Annotated in this window: 19 protein-coding genes; 7 read left to right on the plus strand and 12 right to left on the minus strand. The window is 54.5% G+C overall.

Translation table 11 applies throughout. The annotated features are described in order from the left end of the window. Window positions 1–368: 368 nt before the first annotated feature. A complete protein-coding gene (locus tag DL239_RS02550) occupies window positions 369–1,610 on the minus strand; it encodes a PAS domain-containing protein (RefSeq protein ID WP_167681984.1) in 1,242 nt (413 codons plus the stop codon). A 281-nt stretch (window positions 1,611–1,891) separates the two neighbouring features. On the opposite strand from DL239_RS02550, the gene DL239_RS02555 reads away from it, so the two are divergent. Continuing rightward, window positions 1,892–3,769, plus strand: a complete 1,878-nt coding sequence (locus DL239_RS02555; protein ID WP_167681986.1) for a monovalent cation:proton antiporter-2 (CPA2) family protein — start codon at window positions 1,892–1,894, stop codon at window positions 3,767–3,769. A gap of 46 nt (window positions 3,770–3,815) precedes the next feature. Here the strand turns inward: DL239_RS02555 and cobT are convergent, their stop codons facing one another. After that, window positions 3,816–4,832, minus strand: a complete 1,017-nt coding sequence (gene cobT, locus DL239_RS02560) for a nicotinate-nucleotide--dimethylbenzimidazole phosphoribosyltransferase (protein WP_167681988.1) — start codon at window positions 4,830–4,832, stop codon at window positions 3,816–3,818. A gap of 98 nt (window positions 4,833–4,930) precedes the next feature. On the opposite strand from cobT, the gene DL239_RS02565 reads away from it, so the two are divergent. After that, window positions 4,931–5,680 (plus strand): adenosylcobinamide-GDP ribazoletransferase, encoded by a 750-nt coding sequence (locus DL239_RS02565; protein WP_167681990.1) that lies wholly within the window; start codon window positions 4,931–4,933, stop codon window positions 5,678–5,680. A gap of 169 nt (window positions 5,681–5,849) precedes the next feature. Here the strand turns inward: DL239_RS02565 and DL239_RS02570 are convergent, their stop codons facing one another. From DL239_RS02570 to DL239_RS02590, 5 genes are all read right to left on the minus strand, one after another. Next, entirely contained in the window at window positions 5,850–6,371 is a 522-nt protein-coding gene (locus DL239_RS02570; RefSeq protein WP_167681992.1) for a CarD family transcriptional regulator, read from the minus strand. Window positions 6,372–6,698: 327 nt separating this feature from the next. Further along, a complete protein-coding gene (fdxA, locus tag DL239_RS02575; RefSeq protein WP_167681994.1) occupies window positions 6,699–7,037 on the minus strand; it encodes a ferredoxin FdxA in 339 nt (112 codons plus the stop codon). Window positions 7,038–7,099: 62 nt separating this feature from the next. Further along, a complete protein-coding gene (locus DL239_RS02580; RefSeq protein WP_167681996.1) occupies window positions 7,100–7,474 on the minus strand; it encodes an RNA-binding S4 domain-containing protein in 375 nt (124 codons plus the stop codon). 4 nt (window positions 7,475–7,478) lie between these two features. Next, on the minus strand, window positions 7,479–10,340 hold the full coding sequence (locus tag DL239_RS02585; protein ID WP_167681998.1) for a helicase-related protein: 2,862 nt from the start codon (window positions 10,338–10,340) through the stop codon (window positions 7,479–7,481). A 14-nt stretch (window positions 10,341–10,354) separates the two neighbouring features. After that, on the minus strand, window positions 10,355–10,924 hold the full coding sequence (locus tag DL239_RS02590) for a tetratricopeptide repeat protein (RefSeq protein ID WP_167682711.1): 570 nt from the start codon (window positions 10,922–10,924) through the stop codon (window positions 10,355–10,357). Between the two features lie 99 nt (window positions 10,925–11,023). Here DL239_RS02590 and DL239_RS02595 point away from each other — a divergent pair, with 99 nt between their 5' ends. The 3 genes from DL239_RS02595 (at window position 11,024) to DL239_RS02605 (ending at window position 14,216) form a co-directional block, all read left to right on the plus strand. Next, window positions 11,024–11,314: an SCP2 sterol-binding domain-containing protein gene (locus tag DL239_RS02595; protein ID WP_167682000.1), complete on the plus strand. Its 291-nt coding sequence runs from the start codon at window positions 11,024–11,026 to the stop codon at window positions 11,312–11,314. Next, on the plus strand, window positions 11,314–12,273 hold the full coding sequence (locus DL239_RS02600; RefSeq protein ID WP_167682002.1) for an alpha/beta hydrolase: 960 nt from the start codon (window positions 11,314–11,316) through the stop codon (window positions 12,271–12,273). The genes DL239_RS02595 and DL239_RS02600 overlap by 1 nt, the downstream gene beginning before the upstream one ends. 122 nt (window positions 12,274–12,395) lie before the next feature. After that, the gene (locus tag DL239_RS02605) at window positions 12,396–14,216 is read left to right on the plus strand and encodes a M3 family oligoendopeptidase (protein ID WP_167682004.1); all 1,821 of its coding nucleotides are present in this window, start codon (window positions 12,396–12,398) and stop codon (window positions 14,214–14,216) included. A gap of 166 nt (window positions 14,217–14,382) precedes the next feature. On the opposite strand, the gene DL239_RS02610 is transcribed toward DL239_RS02605, so the two are convergent. After that, window positions 14,383–14,982: a 2-hydroxychromene-2-carboxylate isomerase gene (locus tag DL239_RS02610; RefSeq protein WP_167682006.1), complete on the minus strand. Its 600-nt coding sequence runs from the start codon at window positions 14,980–14,982 to the stop codon at window positions 14,383–14,385. 241 nt (window positions 14,983–15,223) lie between these two features. Between DL239_RS02610 and DL239_RS02615 the strand changes: the two genes are divergently transcribed. Then, window positions 15,224–15,700 carry a GNAT family N-acetyltransferase gene (locus DL239_RS02615; RefSeq protein WP_167682008.1) on the plus strand — a complete coding sequence of 159 codons (477 nt, stop codon included), beginning with the start codon at window positions 15,224–15,226 and terminating at the stop codon, window positions 15,698–15,700. Here DL239_RS02615 and DL239_RS02620 read toward each other — a convergent pair whose 3' ends face one another. Further along, window positions 15,701–15,970, minus strand: a complete 270-nt coding sequence (locus DL239_RS02620; protein ID WP_167682010.1) for a DksA/TraR family C4-type zinc finger protein — start codon at window positions 15,968–15,970, stop codon at window positions 15,701–15,703. 30 nt (window positions 15,971–16,000) lie between these two features. After that, window positions 16,001–16,975 (minus strand): Gfo/Idh/MocA family protein, encoded by a 975-nt coding sequence (locus tag DL239_RS02625; RefSeq protein WP_167682713.1) that lies wholly within the window; start codon window positions 16,973–16,975, stop codon window positions 16,001–16,003. A 114-nt stretch (window positions 16,976–17,089) separates the two neighbouring features. Between DL239_RS02625 and DL239_RS02630 the strand changes: the two genes are divergently transcribed. Next, window positions 17,090–18,286 carry a dipeptidase gene (locus DL239_RS02630; RefSeq protein WP_240931692.1) on the plus strand — a complete coding sequence of 399 codons (1,197 nt, stop codon included), beginning with the start codon at window positions 17,090–17,092 and terminating at the stop codon, window positions 18,284–18,286. A gap of 213 nt (window positions 18,287–18,499) precedes the next feature. On the opposite strand, the gene DL239_RS21780 is transcribed toward DL239_RS02630, so the two are convergent. Further along, window positions 18,500–18,634 carry a hypothetical protein gene (locus DL239_RS21780; protein WP_255456221.1) on the minus strand — a complete coding sequence of 45 codons (135 nt, stop codon included), beginning with the start codon at window positions 18,632–18,634 and terminating at the stop codon, window positions 18,500–18,502. Between the two features lie 117 nt (window positions 18,635–18,751). Further along, window positions 18,752–19,648, minus strand: coding sequence for an RNA polymerase sigma factor RpoH (gene rpoH / locus DL239_RS02635; RefSeq protein ID WP_167682012.1), 897 nt, complete (start codon window positions 19,646–19,648; stop codon window positions 18,752–18,754). Window positions 19,649–19,832 lie beyond the last annotated feature (184 nt).

The following is a 19,832-nucleotide window of genomic DNA, read 5'->3' on the forward strand; positions in this document are numbered from 1 at the left end:
ACTCCACCCAAAAGGCTCTCATCCAGCTTCTTCAAAATCATGTCCCCGAGTTTGTTCAACAACAATGTCCTACAACGACAAACTCGATAATCCAACAACACGATAAGGATCTCAACGGGCCTCTGACACCGCCCCAAAGGCTACGCCTTACCCTGATCATACAGAGGCAAGGCAGGCAGAGCTGCGCCCGGAACTGGCGAACTATCGGGAAAAGCTTGACCGCGGAAAGGCAAAGGCTAATCCGCGGTCGAAACCAGAAACAAACACATGATCCTTAGAAATTGCTTCGGGCAACTGGTATTTTACACAGGGCTTGCGCTTTCAGCGATTACAGGCCCGACAACAGCTAAAGTCCGAGTGACTTTGAACTACACCCCAACCTGCCGTTGTGAAAATTCTTGGGATTGAATATCATTGCTCATCTGTACGATGTTATCCAGCTTTTCAGAAATGCGGGACTGAAAATCGGCGAGCTGATCGATGATATCGGTCAATGTCTCCCCGGTCTCTGGAAGTCGGGCGCTTTCGATTTTACACAGGACCCTTGTGGAGCTTAGCCCAAGAAAGTGGCGGTGCATAACGCTGCAAGCCTGCAAGATGCGTTCAGCCTCAATTCGTACGTCCTGAAGGCCGGAATGGGCTTCTGTGACCCGGCTCAGGGACACATCTCTCAAGATCTTACGCTCTGCTACGACATCCTGGTTTCCCAGGGTTTCTTTCTCATTGGAAAACTGCACCGCACATTCTTGCATAACCATGGCCATACACTCGGCGAACAGGCAATTATTGACAGTACCATTGATGCTGGAAAAGTTGCTTTGCTCGCCAAGGACATGGGCTTCAAACCATTCAGACATGCTGCGCGACATTGTACTGTAATTTTGCGAAAGAACGGTCACTGGACCGCCTGCTGGCTCAATCCGCGACGCAATAACCCGCAAGTTGTGGGGGATTGTCCGCATCGCTTCGAATTCCTTGATAAGGCCTTCGCTTTCTTGTTTCAACGCCACAGCACGTTCGAGCATCTTTCGCATGCTTACGACAGTTGCATCTTGCTTTCGAATTAGACCGAGATCCCGTGACAACAGCTCTTCGCTGGCGGCATGGGCTGCGAAATGATGATACTTTTCGAAGCCCAATACTTTCAGTCGGGCTAGTAGGCGCCCGGCGCTTTCTTCTGACGTTAAATCCTCGGCCTGTTCAGCCTTTAGCAGCGCGGCATACTCCGTCTGAATCGTCTCAAACAATTGACTGCTAGGCTTGAAACGCGCCGAAATGAATCCCCCCTCACAGGGAACCATCAATGCATAGACCCAATAGTAATGGCCGTCCTTTGAGCGATTTTTTACGTAGGCCCCCATACTGCGGCCTCTTTTGATTGTGTCCCACAAAAGCCAGAAAACGCCCTTGGGCATATCGGGGTGGCGAACCGTTTTATGTGGTGCGCCTTGCAGTTCCTCCCATTCAAACCCAGCAACACGTTTGAAAACATAGTTACCGGCCTGAATAACCCCACGCTCATCGGTTCTTGAAAAAAAGCATTCATGTAACTCAAATGCAGCTTCATTACCTGAAGAGCGGACTTCGATGCGTTGATCATGAAAGGACACTGATTATTTCCACTTATCTAAATGATTCGCTCTCATTTCTATTTCACGGAAATTTTTTAGACCTTAATTGCGGTGTATTTGCGTGTAGTAATCAAAGAAACTCACTGTTTTCAACGCGACCGTTCGTAATGCGACCAAATTGGGGGCATTTCCACTCGCCGGACGGGAAAATTCTCGTAACTTCACGGCGACGGATTAACACCTAAACTGATGCAGCACGCGCCTGCCTGCAACTTGGGTTGCCCATTGCCAAGACAACTGCGCCTTGCGATACCAACAGTATGGACGCCTTTTTATACCAAGCAACAATTTACCTGTCGGCCGCCGTGATAGCTGTTCCGATCGCCGCCCGGCTTGGGCTGGGATCGGTACTGGGATATCTAGCCGCTGGTATCATCATTGGCCCTTTCCTTGGGTTGGTCGGCTCTGAAACGCGCGATCTTCAGCATTTTGCGGAATTTGGCGTCGTTATGATGCTCTTCCTGATCGGTCTGGAGTTGGAGCCACGTGCACTGTGGGCTATGCGCCATAAACTGATTGGTTTGGGCGGTTTGCAAATTACCATCAGCACGTTGGCGTTGATGGCCGCAGCGATGGTTGCAGGCGAAACCTGGCAAATCTCTTTGGCAATCGGTTTATCCTTATCGCTGTCATCTACCGCTATCGTCCTGCAAACCCTATCTGAAAAAGGGCTCATGCAGACTGGAGGCGGCCGCGCCAGTTTTTCGGTTCTCCTAACCCAGGACATCGCGGTTATCCCCATCCTCGCCTTCATGCCGCTTTTGGCCGCTGGTTCAGTTCTGCATATTTCCCAAGACGGATCCATTCATCGCGCCAGTAGCGCCGTCACGGAACACTCGGGCCGCTTGTCACTGGTGGATGGGTTGCCGGGCTGGGGTGTCACCTTGGTCACAATCGGTCTGATAGGCCTGATTGTCCTTGCTGGAATCTACCTGACGCGCCCGGTTTTTCGCTATATCCACGCGGCCAACATGCGCGAGATGTACACGGCCCTAGCCCTGCTGATTGTTGTTGGCATTTCTTTCCTGATGACATTGGTGGGGTTGTCGCCTGCCCTGGGCGCCTTCCTGGCTGGGGTTGTTCTGGCCAACTCTGAATTCCGGCACGAGCTGGAGAGCGATTTAACACCGTTCAAAGGACTGCTGCTTGGGTTATTCTTCATCACAGTTGGTGCAAGCATCAACTATCAACTCTTCTTATCCAATCCAGGTGACTTAATCGGACTTGCTCTGCTGGTGATTATAACCAAGGGCAGCATCCTGTACTTTGTCGCGCGCGCCTTTGGTCTGAAACGGCGCAATCGGTGGCTGTTCACACTAGGATTGGCACAGGCAGGTGAATTTGGTTTCGTTCTGCTCTCGTTTTCACGACAGCTAAACGTGATCCCGCCAGCGCTTACTGAAAAGCTATTGTTGGTTATCGCGCTTTCGATGCTGATCACGCCGCTCCTCTTTATCACTTACGACTTGCTGTCAAAACGACTGGGGGAATCCAAAGCGGACCTTGAGCCCGACGAAATTGACGAACAGGGGCCAGTTATCATTGCTGGCATTGGGCGTTTTGGTCAGATTGTAAATCGGCTGGTCCGCGCAAGCGGTGTTAAGACCGTTGTGCTGGACTATGACATGAAATCGATCCAGCTGATGCGCCGCTTTGGGGTCAAGGGATTTCTTGGTGATCCTACGCGGCCAGAGCTTCTTAAGGCCGCAGGACTATCTAAGGCTCGGGTGTTAGTAGTTGCGCTGGATGATCCAAAAAAGACAGTTAAAATGGTCAGCCAAGTGCGCCGCATGCAACCTGATCTGCATATCATCGCACGCGCGCATGATCGAACCCATGTGTTCGAGCTGTACAAGGCCGGTGCCGATGACATCGTACGCGAGCTTTTCGACAGCTCGCTACGCGCCGGACGTTATGTGCTCGAAAACATCGGCCTTAGCGAATATGAGGCCGCTCAGGCGGAACAAACCTTTTATGCGCATGACCGGATGACCGTCCGAGACTTGGCGGATTATTGGGTTCCCGGTGTACCGTCCAGCCTGAACAAAGCCTATATCGCGCGTGCAAGAGAATTAGAGAAGGATCTAGAGTCGGCTCTTCTGGAACTCTACGAGCAGAAAGATCAAAATCAGGCCTAAGTGCCGATCACTGGGGAAACCATTGGTCGACACTTAGCGTCATGATTTAGCCGTCACTAACACCGGCTTCGGCAAAGGTTGCCATTCCACTGTGGCAAGCAACCGCACCTTTCAGAATTTGAATAGCCAGTGCTGCCCCTGATCCTTCTCCCAGGCGCAAGCCCAAGGACAACAGAGGCTCTTTACCGAGTTTTTCCAGCAACGATGCATGCGCGTTCTCAGCGCTTTGGTGTCCTGCAACACAGTGATCCAGTGCGCCATCCGCTATATGCGCCAGGCAAGCTGCCGCTGCACAGCAAATGAAACCATCCAGAATAACCGGAATGCGCAACATCCGTGCAGCTGCAATCGCCCCGGCCATTGCAACGATCTCGCGGCCACCCAGACATCCCAATGCATCCAACCCGTCCTTGATAGCGGACTGATGCATCGAGACACCCTCACGGACCACTCGAGTCTTGATCGACATTCCAGCATCATCCACCCCGGTTCCCCGGCCTGTCCAGTCGGCTGCATCACCGCCAAACAGCGCACAGACCAAAGCAGCAGCAGACGTGGTATTTCCTATCCCCATTTCACCGACGACAAGCAAATCTGAGGTCGGATCCACCGAACCCCAACCAGCCTGCAGCGCTTCTAACAGGCCTGCGTCATCCAACGCAGCCTGCTGTGTGAAATCATGCGTGGGCTGATCCAGTTTCAATGCCTGCACATCCAGCCGCGCCCCTGCCAAGGCCGCCAGCTGATTGATCGCTGCGCCGCCGTGTTCAAAGTTCATCACCATCTGAGCAGTGACTTCGGGTGGGAACGCCGAAACGCCCTGCTTGGTAACGCCGTGATTCCCCGCAAAGATAACCACCTGAGGGTTCTCGATAACAGGGCGCCCAGTTTGGCGCCAACCACCGTACCAGATCGCCAGATCTTCGAGTTTTGCCAATGCGCCCGGTGGCTTGGTCAACTGACCATTGCGCTGCTCAGCATCAGCAACAGCTGCTGGGTCAGCGACAGGTGCCTTGGACAGAAGGGAACGAAAGTGGTCTAGATCAGTCAGCACTGGCAGCATAAAAGCCTCGTTGCATTAAAGGGGTCGTCGCAGGTAAAGCGGGTAGTGACTGTTTAACCGCTGCAAACCATACCGCAAGTCCTGCAAGAGGCCCGCAAATGCGAAAATACGACATCATTCGGGATATCTCCCTGTCGCTGGTCCTGCTAACACGCTTGCCGCTGCCCGCCTTACCCAAGCCATGGTTCCAGCATCAGGCACAGGCTGTCTGGGCGTTTCCGGTGGCAGGATTGGCCGTCACCTTACCGGCCTGCACGGTCGCAATGCTTGCCCTTTGGGTAGGCTTGCCTGCCAGCATAGCCGCCGGACTGCTGATAACGGTGCAAATTGTACTGACCGGTGCCATGCACGAAGACGGTCTTGCCGATACTGCGGACGGTTTCTGGGGCGGATTTTCACCAGAACGTCGCCTAGAAATCATGAAGGACAGCCAGATTGGAACCTATGGGGTTTTGGCTTTGCTTCTCTCCATAGGCCTGCGTTGGCTGGCGCTGACCACAGTGTTGTCGACAGTTGGCATCTGGACGCCATTGGCTCTGGCCCTGCTTAGCCGCGCCGCGATGCCGATCCTAATGGTCACCCTATCAAACGCGCGCACATCAGGACTATCACAATCAGTAGGGCGTCCCAGCTCGGCTCCGGCATTCCTTGGCCTATTTATTGCATTGTTGATCTCAGTTCCAATTATTGGATTGGCAATTACTCCTGTCCTTATAGCGATGGGGCTCGCAACGCTCGCAATAGCCATGATCGCACGTGCAAAGATTGGTGGTCAGACCGGAGATGTCCTGGGCGCCGGGCAAAATATAACCGAACTCGTTGGGTTGTTGGTCATGTTGGCTATCTGACCGCACTTTGTCGCCCTGCTTCATCTGGCTAAAAATATCCCAGGGGTGAATTGGCCAAAGGCCAATAGGGGGCAGCGCCCCCGGATCCCCCTAAACACATGCTATGTTCTTAAATGCAAAAGGGGCCGCTCCAGATGGAGCAGCCCCAATAATTTCTCAATTTTGGCTATCAGGCCGCAGCGGCGGGTGCCCGGGATGCCAATACATCGCCAACTTGCTTGGCAGCCAGGATTTCATCCCCGCCAGCCACAGCAGCAACCTCGCGGGTCAAGCGCTCCAGCGCGGCTTCATACAGCTGACGCTCAGAATAGCTCTGCTCACGCTGATCATCGGTGCGGTGCAGATCGCGGACAACTTCAGCAATGGCGATCAGGTCGCCCGAGTTGATCTTCTGCTCATATTCCTGTGCACGGCGGGACCACATGGCGCGTTTCACCTTGGCCTTGCCCTTCAGTGTCTTCATCGCATGTGCGATCACGTCGGGAGAGCTAAGTGAACGCATGCCCACTTCGATGGCCTTATTGGTCGGCACACGAAGGGTCATTTTGTCCTTTTCAAAGGTGATCACGAACAGCTCCAGCGCAAAGCCGGCTACTTCCTGCTCTTCGACCGAGATAATCTGGCCAACGCCATGGGCCGGATAGACCACAAACTCGTTCGGGCGGAAGTCGAGCTTCTTCGATTTACTCATTCATGTCTTTCCTTGCTGTTTGTCGGCCAAAAGGCCAAATCCGGTCAAACCAAACACACACTAAAAACAGGTCGCACAGGGCGTCCTGCCTCAAGCTATTCAGGGTGTGATTAGCCCACACAACTGCGCACAACAAATGGCACGCTATCGGAATGAGGACCGGTAAGTGAGTATGTTGGTGGCATCAGTATACCACAAAAATCACTATCCCAAAAGTCGAGCCACATCAAAGGATAGTGAAAAAAGGGCCAAACTGACTGATTAATCCTGAAAATTCGCCGAATTCAGACATGTTCAGCGAATCAATCACAGACGGGATTTGCTGGTTTAGCCACCCTCGCCCGGCGCTTCAGAGAAGTATTTCTCCAGTTTGCCAGATTCGCCATCTTTTTCCTCAGCGCCTGGCATCGGATCTTTCTTAGAGATGATCACCGGCCAAAGCTCTGCATATTTGCGGTTGAATTCGACCCATTTGTCCATGTCAGGCTCGGTATCCGGGCGGATTGCGTCCGCTGGGCATTCCGGCTCACAAACGCCGCAATCGATGCATTCGTCAGGGTGAATAACCAGAAAGTTCTCACCCTCATAGAAACAGTCCACCGGGCACACTTCGACGCAGTCGGTGTATTTGCATGCGATGCAGTTGTCCGTAACGATGTAGGTCATTGGCCAAGTCCAGTTTGAATCATGAAGCCTAGCTAAATCAGAGCTAGGCCTACTTCAAGGTGTCAAAACACGTCGCGGTGTCTGCTAAGATCAAGCTCACGGCGATCCTTCTTGCTCGGACGGCCTTTTCCCTCAAAGCGCGGATTGCGCGGAACATCTTCCTGCTTTTCGGTCATATCCAAGTACAGGGCCTGAGCTTCTGGTGCTGGTCCACGACGCGTTCCGATCGCCTGTATACGCACAACCCGCTCCTGTCGTCCCTGAGGAAAGGTCAGAATATCGCCTGGGATTACCATTTGAGCAGGCTTCAGAATCTTTGTGTCGTTAAGGCGGACATGACCGGCGCTGACTTGTTTTGCGCACAGGCTGCGGGTCTTGAAGAACCGCGCCTGCCACAACCATTTGTCAATCCGGATCTTGTCCGCCGCTTCAGACATCAGATCACTTACCCTGCTTCATCCCCATCAGCGCTGCTGCAAATGGGTTATCAGGATCGATCTTCTTCTCTTGCTTAGGTGGTCGCGACGAGAACGTCTTGGCACCTTGCTGAGGACGTCCGCCCTTTTTACCCGCGCCTTTGCCCTGCGGCTTACCACCACGGCCCTTGCCCTGAGGCTTGCCACCACGACCAGCGCCACCTTCGGCGTTTTGATCACGACGCTGGCCACGTTGACCGCCGCCCTGGCGATTACGGCCCCAGGTGAAGGTAACGAACTGCTCCATTTCAGGTGCAGCTTCTTCAGCTTGCTCTGCGCTCGCAGCGGCAGATGCCTCGGCTACCGCCTCGGTGCCTTCGGTAGCCTCGGCTGGCGCCTCGGCGGTGGTGGCAGTTTCTTCAGTCGGGGCTGCTTCAGGCGTAGCATCTGCTTTTACAGGCTCAGACCCGCTATCCTTTGCGGTGTCTGGAGTTGGCGCAGCAACGGCCTTGACCTTAACGCGTTCACCTTTTTCGGCCTTGTAGCCAAGACCGGTCATCAGGTCGGCAAACTGCTCTAACGTCATCCCTGTGATCGACAACATATCCGGTTTGGCCTCAAAGCCACCGCGGCTGTCTTCGCCGCGCAGCATGTCAGCCAGACGTTCCAGCATGTCGATACGAATTGACCGAGTGCCAGCAGCGCGATAACCGCACATGGTGTCATAACCTTTTGGCGCATTGGCATCAGCAGGTACAGTCACCAGCCCCGGAGGCGGTGCTTCGGGGAACTCCTGCAAACCCTGCACCAGCGACCACAGCACCAGACGCAGGCGCGTCGGAGCGGGTTTCAGCAGCAGTGGCATGAAGATGGTGAACTGACCAAAACGGATACCGTGCTTGCGCAACGCGCCACGTGAATCCTGATCCAGATCCTTGACCTCTTGCGCCACGTCAGCGCGTGGCAAAATGCCCATCGCCTCGACCATGCGGAAGGCAAAGCCCCGCGCCAAGCCGGTGAGCTCTTCATCTTTTTGCAACGCGATCAGTGGCTCAAACAGAGCAGCTATCTTGCGGCTGATGAAATGTTGCAGACGGCGTTCAACCTTTTGGGCGACGTCGGAACCCGCAGCATCATCAACAAAAACTGTAATTGTCGGGTTCAATGCGTCAGCGCCGGCAGTCAACTTACCAACCGCATGTTCGCCCCACATCAATCCCCCCTGCTCGGTGAAATCAATCTCGGTATCGGGTGCATTGTAGAACCGATCCGCACGCAAATGGAATTGCGGCGCCAAAGCCTGCATCGAGGCCGCTTTCAAGGCTTTTGCCTCGGTCCCCTGTGCGCTTTTGTCCGGTGAAAACCGAAAACCATCTAACCGACCAACGAATTCACCTTCGACGGTCACATCACCCTTGTCATTCACTTCGGCCAAGAGGGCCTCCTTCTGTTTGAGCCGGCGCAAAAGCACGGATGTGCGCCGGTCCACAAATCGCTGAGTCAGACGCTCGTGCAATGCGTCTGACAATCTGTCTTCTACAGTGCGAGTTTCCCCGCGCCAATGGCTTTCGTCACGAAGCCAGCCTTTCCTTTGCGCAACATATGTCCACGTACGGATAAAGGCCAACCGTTTGGACAAAGTATCAATATTGCCGTCGATGCGGTCAATCAACTTTATCTGGCGCGCGATCCAATCGTCCGGCACCACATTGCGTTCGACCAAATGGTCAAAGATCAACCCCAGCAAGTTTGCGTGTTCAGCATGCGAAACCCCACGAAAATCAGGTATTCTGCACACATCCCATAGCAATTTCACGTTCGGGCCGGACTGGGCACGCGCAGCAATCAAAGCATCTTGGGACAACATCTTCAGGGTTCGAAGGTCGTCCGCCTCGCGTGCTTTGGTCAGGTGTTCACCTTCCGGTGCAACCTCCAATGAGCGGATAAGCGCCTCCGGGGTGCCAAATTGCAGCTTTGCGGACCTCCAGTTCAGCTTTTTCAACGGCGTGAACTGGTGATCCATGATCGCACCCGCGACATGATCATCCAGTGGACGGGCATCTCCGGTGACACCAAAACTGCCGTGGCTCATGCCGCGCCCTGCCCGCCCCGCAATCTGCGCCAGCTCATTTGGCTCTAGCGCGCGCATCCGTTGTCCATCAAATTTGTTCAGAGCCGAGAACGCGACGTGGTCGATATCCAGGTTCAGCCCCATGCCAATGGCATCGGTGGCAACCAAGTAATCAACCTCTCCATTCTGGTACATTTCGACCTGCGCATTGCGGGTCCGCGGGGAGAGAGCTCCCATCACCACCGCTGCGCCGCCCTTTTGGCGGCGAATCAACTCGGCGATGGCATAGACGTTATCCACCGAGAACCCGACAATTGCGCTACGCGGAGGCATTCGGCTGATTTTCTTTGAACCACCGTAAACCAGTTGTGACATCCGCTCGCGGTGAATGAACTGCGCCTCGGGCACCAGTGCGGAAATTGGGCCGCGCATTGTGTCCGACCCCAGGAACAGGGTTTCATGCAAACCCCGGGCATTCAGCAAACGATTGGTAAAGACGTGGCCGCGCTCTGGATCAGCACAGAGTTGGATTTCGTCAATCGCCAGAAAATCGCAGCCCATACCTTCTGGCATCGCCTCGACGGTGCAGACCCAGTACTTTGTGCGTGGCGGCACGATGCGCTCTTCGCCGGTGACCAGCGCCACAACTGAAGGACCGCGGATCGCTACGATTTTATCATAAACCTCACGCGCGAGCAGACGCAATGGCAGGCCGATGACCCCAGTGCGGTGCCCCAACATACGTTCTATTGCGTAATGGGTTTTGCCAGTGTTGGTTGGGCCAAGGACGGCCACAACCCGAGATGCGCCAGTCATTGCATCAACCTTACTTACAGTTCTTTGCCCACAACCGAGCGTCTTAATCTATTCAGGGCGGTGGATACGTCCTCGTGGTGCGGATGTATAGCCTGTGCACGCAGGTAAGCCTGATACGCGGCGTCCGGGTCACGGAAATGCTCGAACACATTGCCCAGCGCATAGATCGCGTTGTAATCATTGGGGTTCAGATACAGCGCACGTTCCAAATCGGCGACGGCTGGACCAAAACGCCCGACCAGAAAATACGCGCGCGCACGCTGAAACCAGCCATGGGCGAATTCTGGTGCATGATCTGTAAGGGCCGTCAGATGTTCGATGGCTTCGTCCAAGTCCCCGCGTTCGATCCCGTCCAGCCCGCGTTTCAACAAAACGTCCATAGCTGCTGAGCCACTTTTGCTCCAGAGAGCCTGCAATTGACGGTCCAATTTCAGCGCCTCACCTGATTCTGCGCTGACTAGAGCCGATAGAAGCGCGGGTTCATCGGTGGAATCCTGTGCATTCACTGAAAATGGCAGGAAAAAAGGGACTGACAACAGGGTTGCCGCCACGATAGCTTTGAGGTTCAGAGTGTTTGTGATCATGATGCCGATCAGTGTAACGACACAGCCGACGATTTCCAGTGCTGACGGACGGTCCGTCACACAGACGTGTTGGCTACAGTAGATAAATAAGGACACCAGATGAGCGACATTCTTTCCCAGGCCGCAGAAGCGCTAAATGAGAAACTGAGCGGCGGCGAGTTTGGCGCCTCGGCTAAATTTGAAATCTCTGGCGTTGGGGCCGTTGTAATCGATGCCGATGGCGCGAGGGTTAGCGATGAAGAGGCCGACGTCACCCTGTCTGCGGATGCCGAAACGTTTCAGGACATCCTGAGCGGCGAGCTGAACCCGACCAGCGCCTTTATGTCAGGCAAGCTGACAATCGACGGCGACATGGGTACCGCGATGCAACTGGCATCGGTTCTAGCCTAATGGACGCGCGCCCAAATGACCTGCAGGTTGCTCCGTTTTTTGCTGATATTGCCAAAGGACCGGAGGGCGGCCAGGCCCATTGGGTGACAACAAGCGATGGCCTGCGTATTCGCGTGGGCCATTGGCAGACAAAGACTACGACCAAAGGCACGGTCTTGCTGTTCCCCGGTCGTACTGAATTTATCGAAAAATATGGGCCTACAGCATCTGAACTGGCCGCACGTGGCTATGCGGCGGTGTCCGTTGACTGGCGTGGACAGGGCTTGGCTGATCGGATGCTCCCCAATCGTTTACTGGGACATGTCGATCGTTTCACTGACTTCCAAAAAGATGTCGCCGCAGTTCTGGATCTGGCTGATCGTCTGGCCCTACCCAAACCCTATTTCCTAAACGGTCACTCGATGGGTGGTGCAATTGGCCTTAGGGCGTTGATGGAGGGGCTACCGGTAAACGCTTGTACGTTTACTGGGCCTATGTGGAATATCTACATGGCGCCAGCAATGCGTCCTCTGGGCAAGCTGATGGGTAAGATTGGCCCTGCCATTGGATTGGGTGGCAAACTGGTTCCTACGACGGATCTGGACAACTACGCCTTGATCAACCCGTTTGAAGGCAACACGCTTACCAACGATCCTGTCGGTTATCAGTTCATGCGTGACCAAATGACAGCGCAACCGGACCTTACTCTTGGTGGTCCGACCATCCAATGGCTGGGCGAAGGATTGAAGGACTGCGCCGCACTGGCAGCGATGGATTCGCCCAAATTGCCTTGCATCACATTTTTGGGCACGCAGGAACAGATTGTTGACTGCCCGGCGATACACGATCGCATGGCTCGCTGGCCTGGTGGAGAGCTGGTTCTACTGGATAACGTCCAACACGAGATCCTGCTGGAAACTCCAAAGGTCCGCACCCGTGTTATTGACCGCATGTGCAGTCTGTTCGATCAGTACTGCTGATCACCAAACACCCTCTGTTTCCAGCACAATATGAGGGTATCGGTTTCAAGCGCCCCCTATCGCTTGTGATCCCCCCACGCGCGCCTTAGATGTTTTGCAAACGCAAGATATAGAGGTGCACCATGTTCCAACTTCCCTTCCCCGTTCGCGACGCCAATGCCGCCTCTGGATCTGATCAGTTTGGCGATTTGCCCGAATGGGATCTGACCGATCTCTATGCCAGCGAAGACGCCACCGAGCTGAAACGTGATTTGGAATGGCTTGAAACAGAATGCAGCAGCTTTGCCAGCGATTACGAAGGCAAGCTGGCTGACATTGACGCGGATGGCCTGCTGAACTGTGTGCTGCGTAATGAGAAGATCAACAACAAGGCCGGGCGTATCATGTCCTATGCCGGTCTGCGCTATTACCAGCTGACCACAGATGCCGCCCGCGCCAAGTTCATGTCGGACATGCAAGAATCGATCACTGTCTTCACGACCCCTTTGGTGTTCTTTACCCTGGAACTGAACCGCATCGACGACAGCGTTCTTGCTGCTCATTTTGATGCCAACACTGACTTGGCCCGTTACAAGCCAGTGTTCGACCGCATCCGTGCGATGAAGCCATACCAACTGTCCGACGAGCTAGAGAAGTTTCTGCATGATCTGGGGGTTGTAGGTGATGCATGGGAACGGTTGTTTGATGAAACCATCGCTGGGCTCACCTTTACCGTCGACGGTGAAGAGCTGAACATCGAAGGTACTCTGAACTTGCTGACGGAACAGGACCGTGCCAAACGTGAAGCCGCCACCCGCGAGCTTGCCAGCGTATTTCAAGAAAACATCAAGATCTTTGCCCGCGTTCACAACACTCAGGCCAAGGAAAAAGAGATTGTTGACCGCTGGCGCGCCATGCCCAGTGCACAGATGGGTCGCCACCTGTCCAATGACGTAGAACCCGAAGTTGTTGAGGCCCTGCGCAGCGCCGTTGTTGCCGCCTACCCCAAGTTGTCACACCGGTACTACGACCTGAAACGCAAATGGCTGGGTCTAGACCGTATGCAGGTCTGGGATCGCAACGCGCCATTGCCGATGGAAGACACCCGCACCGTCAGCTGGGAAGATGCCGAGAATACCGTGATGGAGGCCTATAATGCCTTTGACCCGCGCATGGGTGAACTGGCCAAGCCTTTCTTCTCGGACGGATGGATCGACGCAGGTGTGAAACCCGGCAAAGCCCCCGGCGCCTTTGCCCACCCCACCGTTACCGACGTGCACCCCTATGTAATGCTGAATTATCTGGGCAAACCCCGTGACGTGATGACACTGGCGCATGAACTGGGCCACGGTGTGCATCAGGTGCTGGCCGCCGACCAAGGCGAGATGCTATCGTCCACCCCGCTAACCTTGGCTGAGACCGCCTCGGTCTTTGGTGAGATGCTCACCTTCCGCAAGATGCTGGACAAGGCCGAAACCAAAGAGCAGCGCAAGGTGCTGCTGGCGGGCAAGGTCGAAGACATGATCAACACCGTAGTGCGCCAGATCGCGTTCTACGACTTTGAATGCAAACTCCACGCCGCCCGCGCCGAAGGCGAACTAACACCAGACGACATCAACGCCCTTTGGATGTCGGTTCAGGCCGAAAGCCTTGGTGACTGCTTTGACTTCATGGAAGGCTACGAGACCTTCTGGGCCTATATTCCCCACTTCGTCCACTCTCCGTTCTACGTCTACGCCTATGCGTTCGGCGACGGCTTGGTCAACGCTCTCTACTCGGTTTACGCCGAGGGTGACGAGGGTTTCGAGGACAAGTATTTCGAGATGCTGAAAGCCGGTGGCTCCAAGCACCACAAAGAGCTTCTGGCTCCATTTGGCCTCGACGCCTCGGACCCCAAGTTCTGGGACAAAGGCCTGTCGATGATTTCTGGCTTCATTGATGAACTGGAAGCAATGGAGGACTAAGTGGTCTCATGTTCCTGGGCCTCTTTGGCCCAGGAATGTTGTTTCTTTGCGGGCCTTGTCAGCCTCCAAACGTTTATTCCAGCGGCAATTCTTCTCCAATCTGCCACTCTCGGTGGTCTGGGTTTCGCCCCCTTCAGGAAGCTGTCGACTGAAACCCAATGCCATTTTAGCCAAGTCGACCTTGGCGTGCCCAATCCACAGCGTCTTCCAACCTGTCGTCCCCCCAAAAAATCTCATCCCCTACCGCGAACGTCGGCGACCCAAATACGCCAATTTCCATCGCTTTTTCCGTCGCGCTGGACAACGCATCAGATATGCGGCTTGACTGGGCTTCCTCAAGAACGCGAGTTGGATTCTGACCGATGTCAGCCAGGCTTGCGGAGAGGTTTGGCTCTTCTCCTGCAGGTTGCTTACTTTCAAACCAACGCTGGTACGTCGCACGAGTATAGGCCTCTGCCCAGCCTTCCTCTGCACCTAAGGTGGCGACTAAATTGGCAAGAACAAGCCCAGCAAGTGGGTACGCGGCGGGCAACGTCGGCTGTAAAGAGTACTTTTGAGCACGCCGCTGGATATCGCGCCACATATAGGCCGACTTAACCGGTTTATCCTTGAATGGGATATTCTTCTGTTCAACCATAACATGACGCACGTTGAAGGGCCGCCATCGAAAACGAACACCCGAAGACTGCGCAACAGTCGACAATCGCATCACAGATAAATAGCTGTATGTGCTGCCAATTGAGTACCAAAAATCAATTTTCAACATGTACGTCTCCCGATCTGCCCGACTAAGCGAATTATTCCAGCTAATTGAAGTGCTAGTTATCAATAGTATCACAACGCCGACCTTCCACCTAGTCTACCTATAAGCGATACAGGCCAGAACTGTTAACCCTTGCGTGGCAGTACCCAACCTGCCAATCAAGCCAAAGGCCTACCTCTGCTGGGCGCTTAGGACCTCCAAAGGCATCTCAAGCGTGGCACTGCAATTTAACTAAGGAGACCCCGTGGCACGCATTGACCTACGCCCTCTCTCAAAACAGGATCTAGAATTGGTCCGCCACATCCAGGTGACAGGTGATCAGGCTATCTATGCAGGCACTATTCACCAGGCTTTCGACACCGTAGAAAATGCAGTCGATTTCCATGCCATCTTTGACGGTGATTACGCAGTTGGATTCTTCAAGATTGACCGTAATTTTGGAACGAACAATGACTTTGCCAACGACGGCGAACTGGGCCTGCGTGCGTTCAAGATCGACAGCGCCCAACAGGGCAAAGGCTATGGCGTAGCCGCAGCTCAAGCATTGCAAACCTACTTGCCGGGCCTGTACCCCTCTGCACTGTCGATTGTTCTGACCGTCAATCTGGCCAACCCCGCAGCCTATGCCGTCTATCGCAAGGCGGGGTTTGTGGATACTGGCGAGTTCTTCACTGGTGGGCTTGCAGGCCCACAGCACATTATGCGGATGACCTTGGCCTAGCTACTTCAACTGGCTGTCCTTGGATCCACGCCGATTAAACCCACCGCGCGCCTTGTAGGCTCCGTCGCGCTCTTGCTGGCATTCAATACACAGCTTCACACCGGGAATGGCCAGTCGCCGCTTCTCGGGGATAGGCTCTTCGCAGTCTGCGCAGTGGGTCAGGCTTTCGCCCGTCGGGACTTTGCGTGTCTGCATTCGGGCCAGTTCATCACTGATCGACGCCTCGATCTGCTCGCTGACCGCACCGTCCTTTGCCCATCCACCTGCCATTATTGATCTCCCGTTCTCTTCGCACAGCCCTTACAATGGCTGCGCCACCTCAAATATCCGGTCCATCATTGCCTGCGTTCCCCGAGAGAATTCAAGTGGGCACGGATAGTCCACCCCGTCGCGAATTGACCAACCAAACGCCTCAACCTGCAGCTTGTAATGATCATCCGCCGGGAAGCGGGTCACTTGTACCTCGAGCCCTGCCCGGTGCAGTTCCACCCGTGCCTCGCCAAACACGCGCGCATTGAAGGGCGCAGTCAGGCGGATCACGCCACCTTCGCCGTGGAACAGCATTTCCTGATAGGGATGCATTCGAATGCTGACATAAGCAGAATAAGAAAACCCGGGGAACTGCGCCTGCACTTCTGCCATTGCATCAATACCGTTTTCCCAACGGATTTGCGCTGATACATCATCCGGCTCTTGCCCGGTGGCAAAGCGGGCCGAGCCCAGAACATAGACACCAATGTCACGCAGACCACCGCCTCCGGTTTCGGCCTTGTTGCGGATATTGTCGGTGTCAGCCCGGTTATCAAACGAAAACTTGCCGCTGACGTGGGCCAGCTTGCCAATCGCGCCATCATCGATCAGCCGTCGCACCATTTGCCATTGCGGGTGATGGACGATCATATATGCCTCTGCTGCCAGCAATCCGGTCTCATCGCGTTTGGCGATCAACTGGTCAAATTCCCCGGCCCGCATCGTCATCGGCTTTTCACACAAAACATGTTTGCCCGCAGCCATCGCCTTCAGGCTCCACTCTACGTGCAAGTGGTTCGGAAGCGGCACGTAGACCGCATCGATATCGGGGGATGCGAGCAACGCGTCGTAGTCCTGATAAACAGTCAAGTCAGGACAAAACGCCTGAAACGGTTCCGCCTTGTCAGCACTAGAGGTAGCTAGAGCCACCAACTGAGCCCCCTCGGCCGCGTGAATGGCTGGAGCCATAAATTGGCGCGCAAATTTTGCGGCTCCCAAAATTCCCCACCGCACCGGTTTCTGCATCATCACACTCCCGAACAATCAAACATTTCACTTTGGTTACAAGCTTCAACAATGGGGTGTTGCTCTGACTTTCCCCTTTGCGCCCACCAGGCCCTGCCCTAGGCTAGCGAAAAAATGGATTTGGAAAAGGGTATTCACATGCGCAGGTTTGGAAAATGGCTGGGACGGCTGCTGATCCTATTGGCTATCCCAGTGGCGGGCTTTTTCATCTACGCGCCAGAATATGTCGAAAAAGAGCGAAATGTCGTAACTGAACACGCCCCTTATCCAATCTCGCCTGAGGCTGCCGCCTTGCACAAAGACCTGGTGATTGGCGATTGGCACGCAGATACCCTGTTATGGAACCGCGACTTAAATGAACGTGGCACCCATGGGCAGGTCGATATCCCGCGCCTGATCGAAGGAAACGTGGCGTTGCAGATGTTTACTGCGGTGACAAAAACACCTGCCGGGATGAATTATGACCACAACTCAGCCGACGCGCGCGACAATATCACCTTGCTGGCCGTCGGGCAGCTTTGGCCACTTCGCACCTGGGGGTCGCTATATCAGCGGGCGCTGTATCAATCGGAAAGACTACATGACGCGCAGGCCAAATCGAACAGACGTCTGCGCATCATTCGAACTGAGGCTGACCTGGATGCTCTAATGGCGCTGAAACTCGCCGGGGTACCTGTTGTCGGTGGCCTGTTGGGCATCGAAGGTGCGCATCCGCTAGAAGGTGACATAAACAATCTGCAAGGCCTACAGGACGCCGGATACCGCATGATCGCGTTGCAGCACTTCTTTGACAACGAACTGGGCGGGTCCTTGCATGGTGATGCTAACAATGGACTGACTGATTTTGGCCGCGAAGTGGTCCAGGCAGTGGCGGATCGCGGGTTGATACTGGATGTCTCCCATTCAAGCCATAAGGTGGTGCGTGATGTACTGGAGATGACAGACATGCCGCTGGTTGTATCGCACACTGGCATTCACAAGAGTTGCGAAGCAAAGCGAAATATTCCCGACGCTCTGATGCAGAAAATCGCGGCCACAGGCGGCGTTATCGGCATTGGCTATTGGGCTGACGCAATCTGCGACGACAGCCCGGCAGGCGTGGCCAAGGCAATCAAGGTCGCCATCGAGGTTGTGGGTGAAGACGCGGTGTCGCTGGGGTCGGACTTCGACGGGTCTGTTACTACGTCGTTTGACACATCCGAGTTGGCCGCACTGACACAGGCGATGATGGATGTTGGACTGACCGAACAACAGATCCGCAAGGTTGCTGGCGAAAACATGCTCCGGGTTTTACGCGACCGGTTAGAATAGAACGCTCATCGCCAACTCAGGCATATCAAACACCGTCCACACCTCGTGGGCGGTATTTCTATTGTCGTAAAGGCAACTCAACCAATCACTTTCAATTTCCGACAAATACAGTCAACTATTTGATTTTATTGCATTATATCATTGACGCAGTTCTGCTACTCGCCTAGTAAAGGTACAGGACATGCAGCAAGCCAGACTCACGGGCCGCGAGCATCAAGCTAATCCGGCCAGCCCCAAGGCGCGCCAGACAGCTAGATACGCCAGCAACCCAACAAGTTCAGCCAGCCACTTCAGCCAAGCACCCTGTTTCCAGCCAGTTGCTAGTACGCTCCCAGATGCCAGCCACATCCTGCAGCCAGCATTCCTTTACCAGCAAATCAGGCCTTCTAACGGTTCTGTGCCAGAAACAAAAAAGGCGGCGCTTGCGCACCGCCTTTTCTACTATTTTGAACTCAAGGTATTGAGCTACGCTGTTGCCATCATACCCTTGGCCAGTGCAAGCTCACGCATCTTTGTTTGCAACTTCTCAAACGCTCGCACCTCAATCTGACGAATACGCTCGCGGCTTACACTGTACTGACCGCTCAGCTCTTCCAGCGTTACGGCCTTTTCAGCCAAACGACGCTGGGTCAGAATGTCTTTCTCACGATCATTCAACACATCCAACGCTTCACCTAGCAACTCGCGACGCGCTTCCAACTCGTTACGCGCCTCATAGTCACCGGCCTGATCAGCATCTTCGTCTTCCAGCCAATCCTGCCACTGCATGGTGCCTTCGCCTTCGGAGCCAACCGTAGCGTTCAGCGATGCATCGCCGCCCGACATGCGCCGGTTCATCGAGATCACCTCGTCCTCGGTCACGCCCAGATCGGTCGCGATCCGTTTGACGTTGTCCGGGTGCATGTCACCATCTTCCAGCGCACCAATACGGGCCTTGGCCTTGCGCAGATTAAAGAACAGCTTTTTCTGCGCCGAGGTTGTACCCAGCTTCACCATCGACCAGGACCGCAGGACATATTCCTGGATCGAGGCGCGGATCCACCACATCGCATAGGTCGCCAGACGGAATCCCTTTTCAGGATCAAAGCGTTTGACCGCCTGCATCAGGCCAACATTGGCCTCTGAAATCACTTCGGCTTGGGGCAACCCATAGCCGCGGTACCCCATGGCGATCTTGGCCGCCAAACGCAGGTGCGAGGTGACCATACGGTGCGCCGCACCGCTGTCTTCCTTTTCCACCCATGCCTTGGCCAGCATGTATTCCTCTTCCGGCTCCAACAACGGAAACTTACGGATTTCCTGCATGTAGCGGTTCAGACCGCCCTCAGGTGTTGGTGCAGGTAGATTCTTATAATTCGCCATGTAGTGTGCCCCCTCCCTAATGTATAAGGACTTAACATATCAGCATATGGGTAAGCACTTCTTCTCTTTCAAGAGGTGCTATGTCTTTCTGATATACTAACACGAGAAGTCCCGTCTGTGATCTGCTTCACAGGGATGTGCAAAAAGTTGCCTAAATCTATGATTTTCGCACATTGGCTGTAAA

Source organism: Parasedimentitalea denitrificans (assembly GCF_011813015.1).
GTDB lineage: Bacteria > Pseudomonadota > Alphaproteobacteria > Rhodobacterales > Rhodobacteraceae > Parasedimentitalea > Parasedimentitalea denitrificans.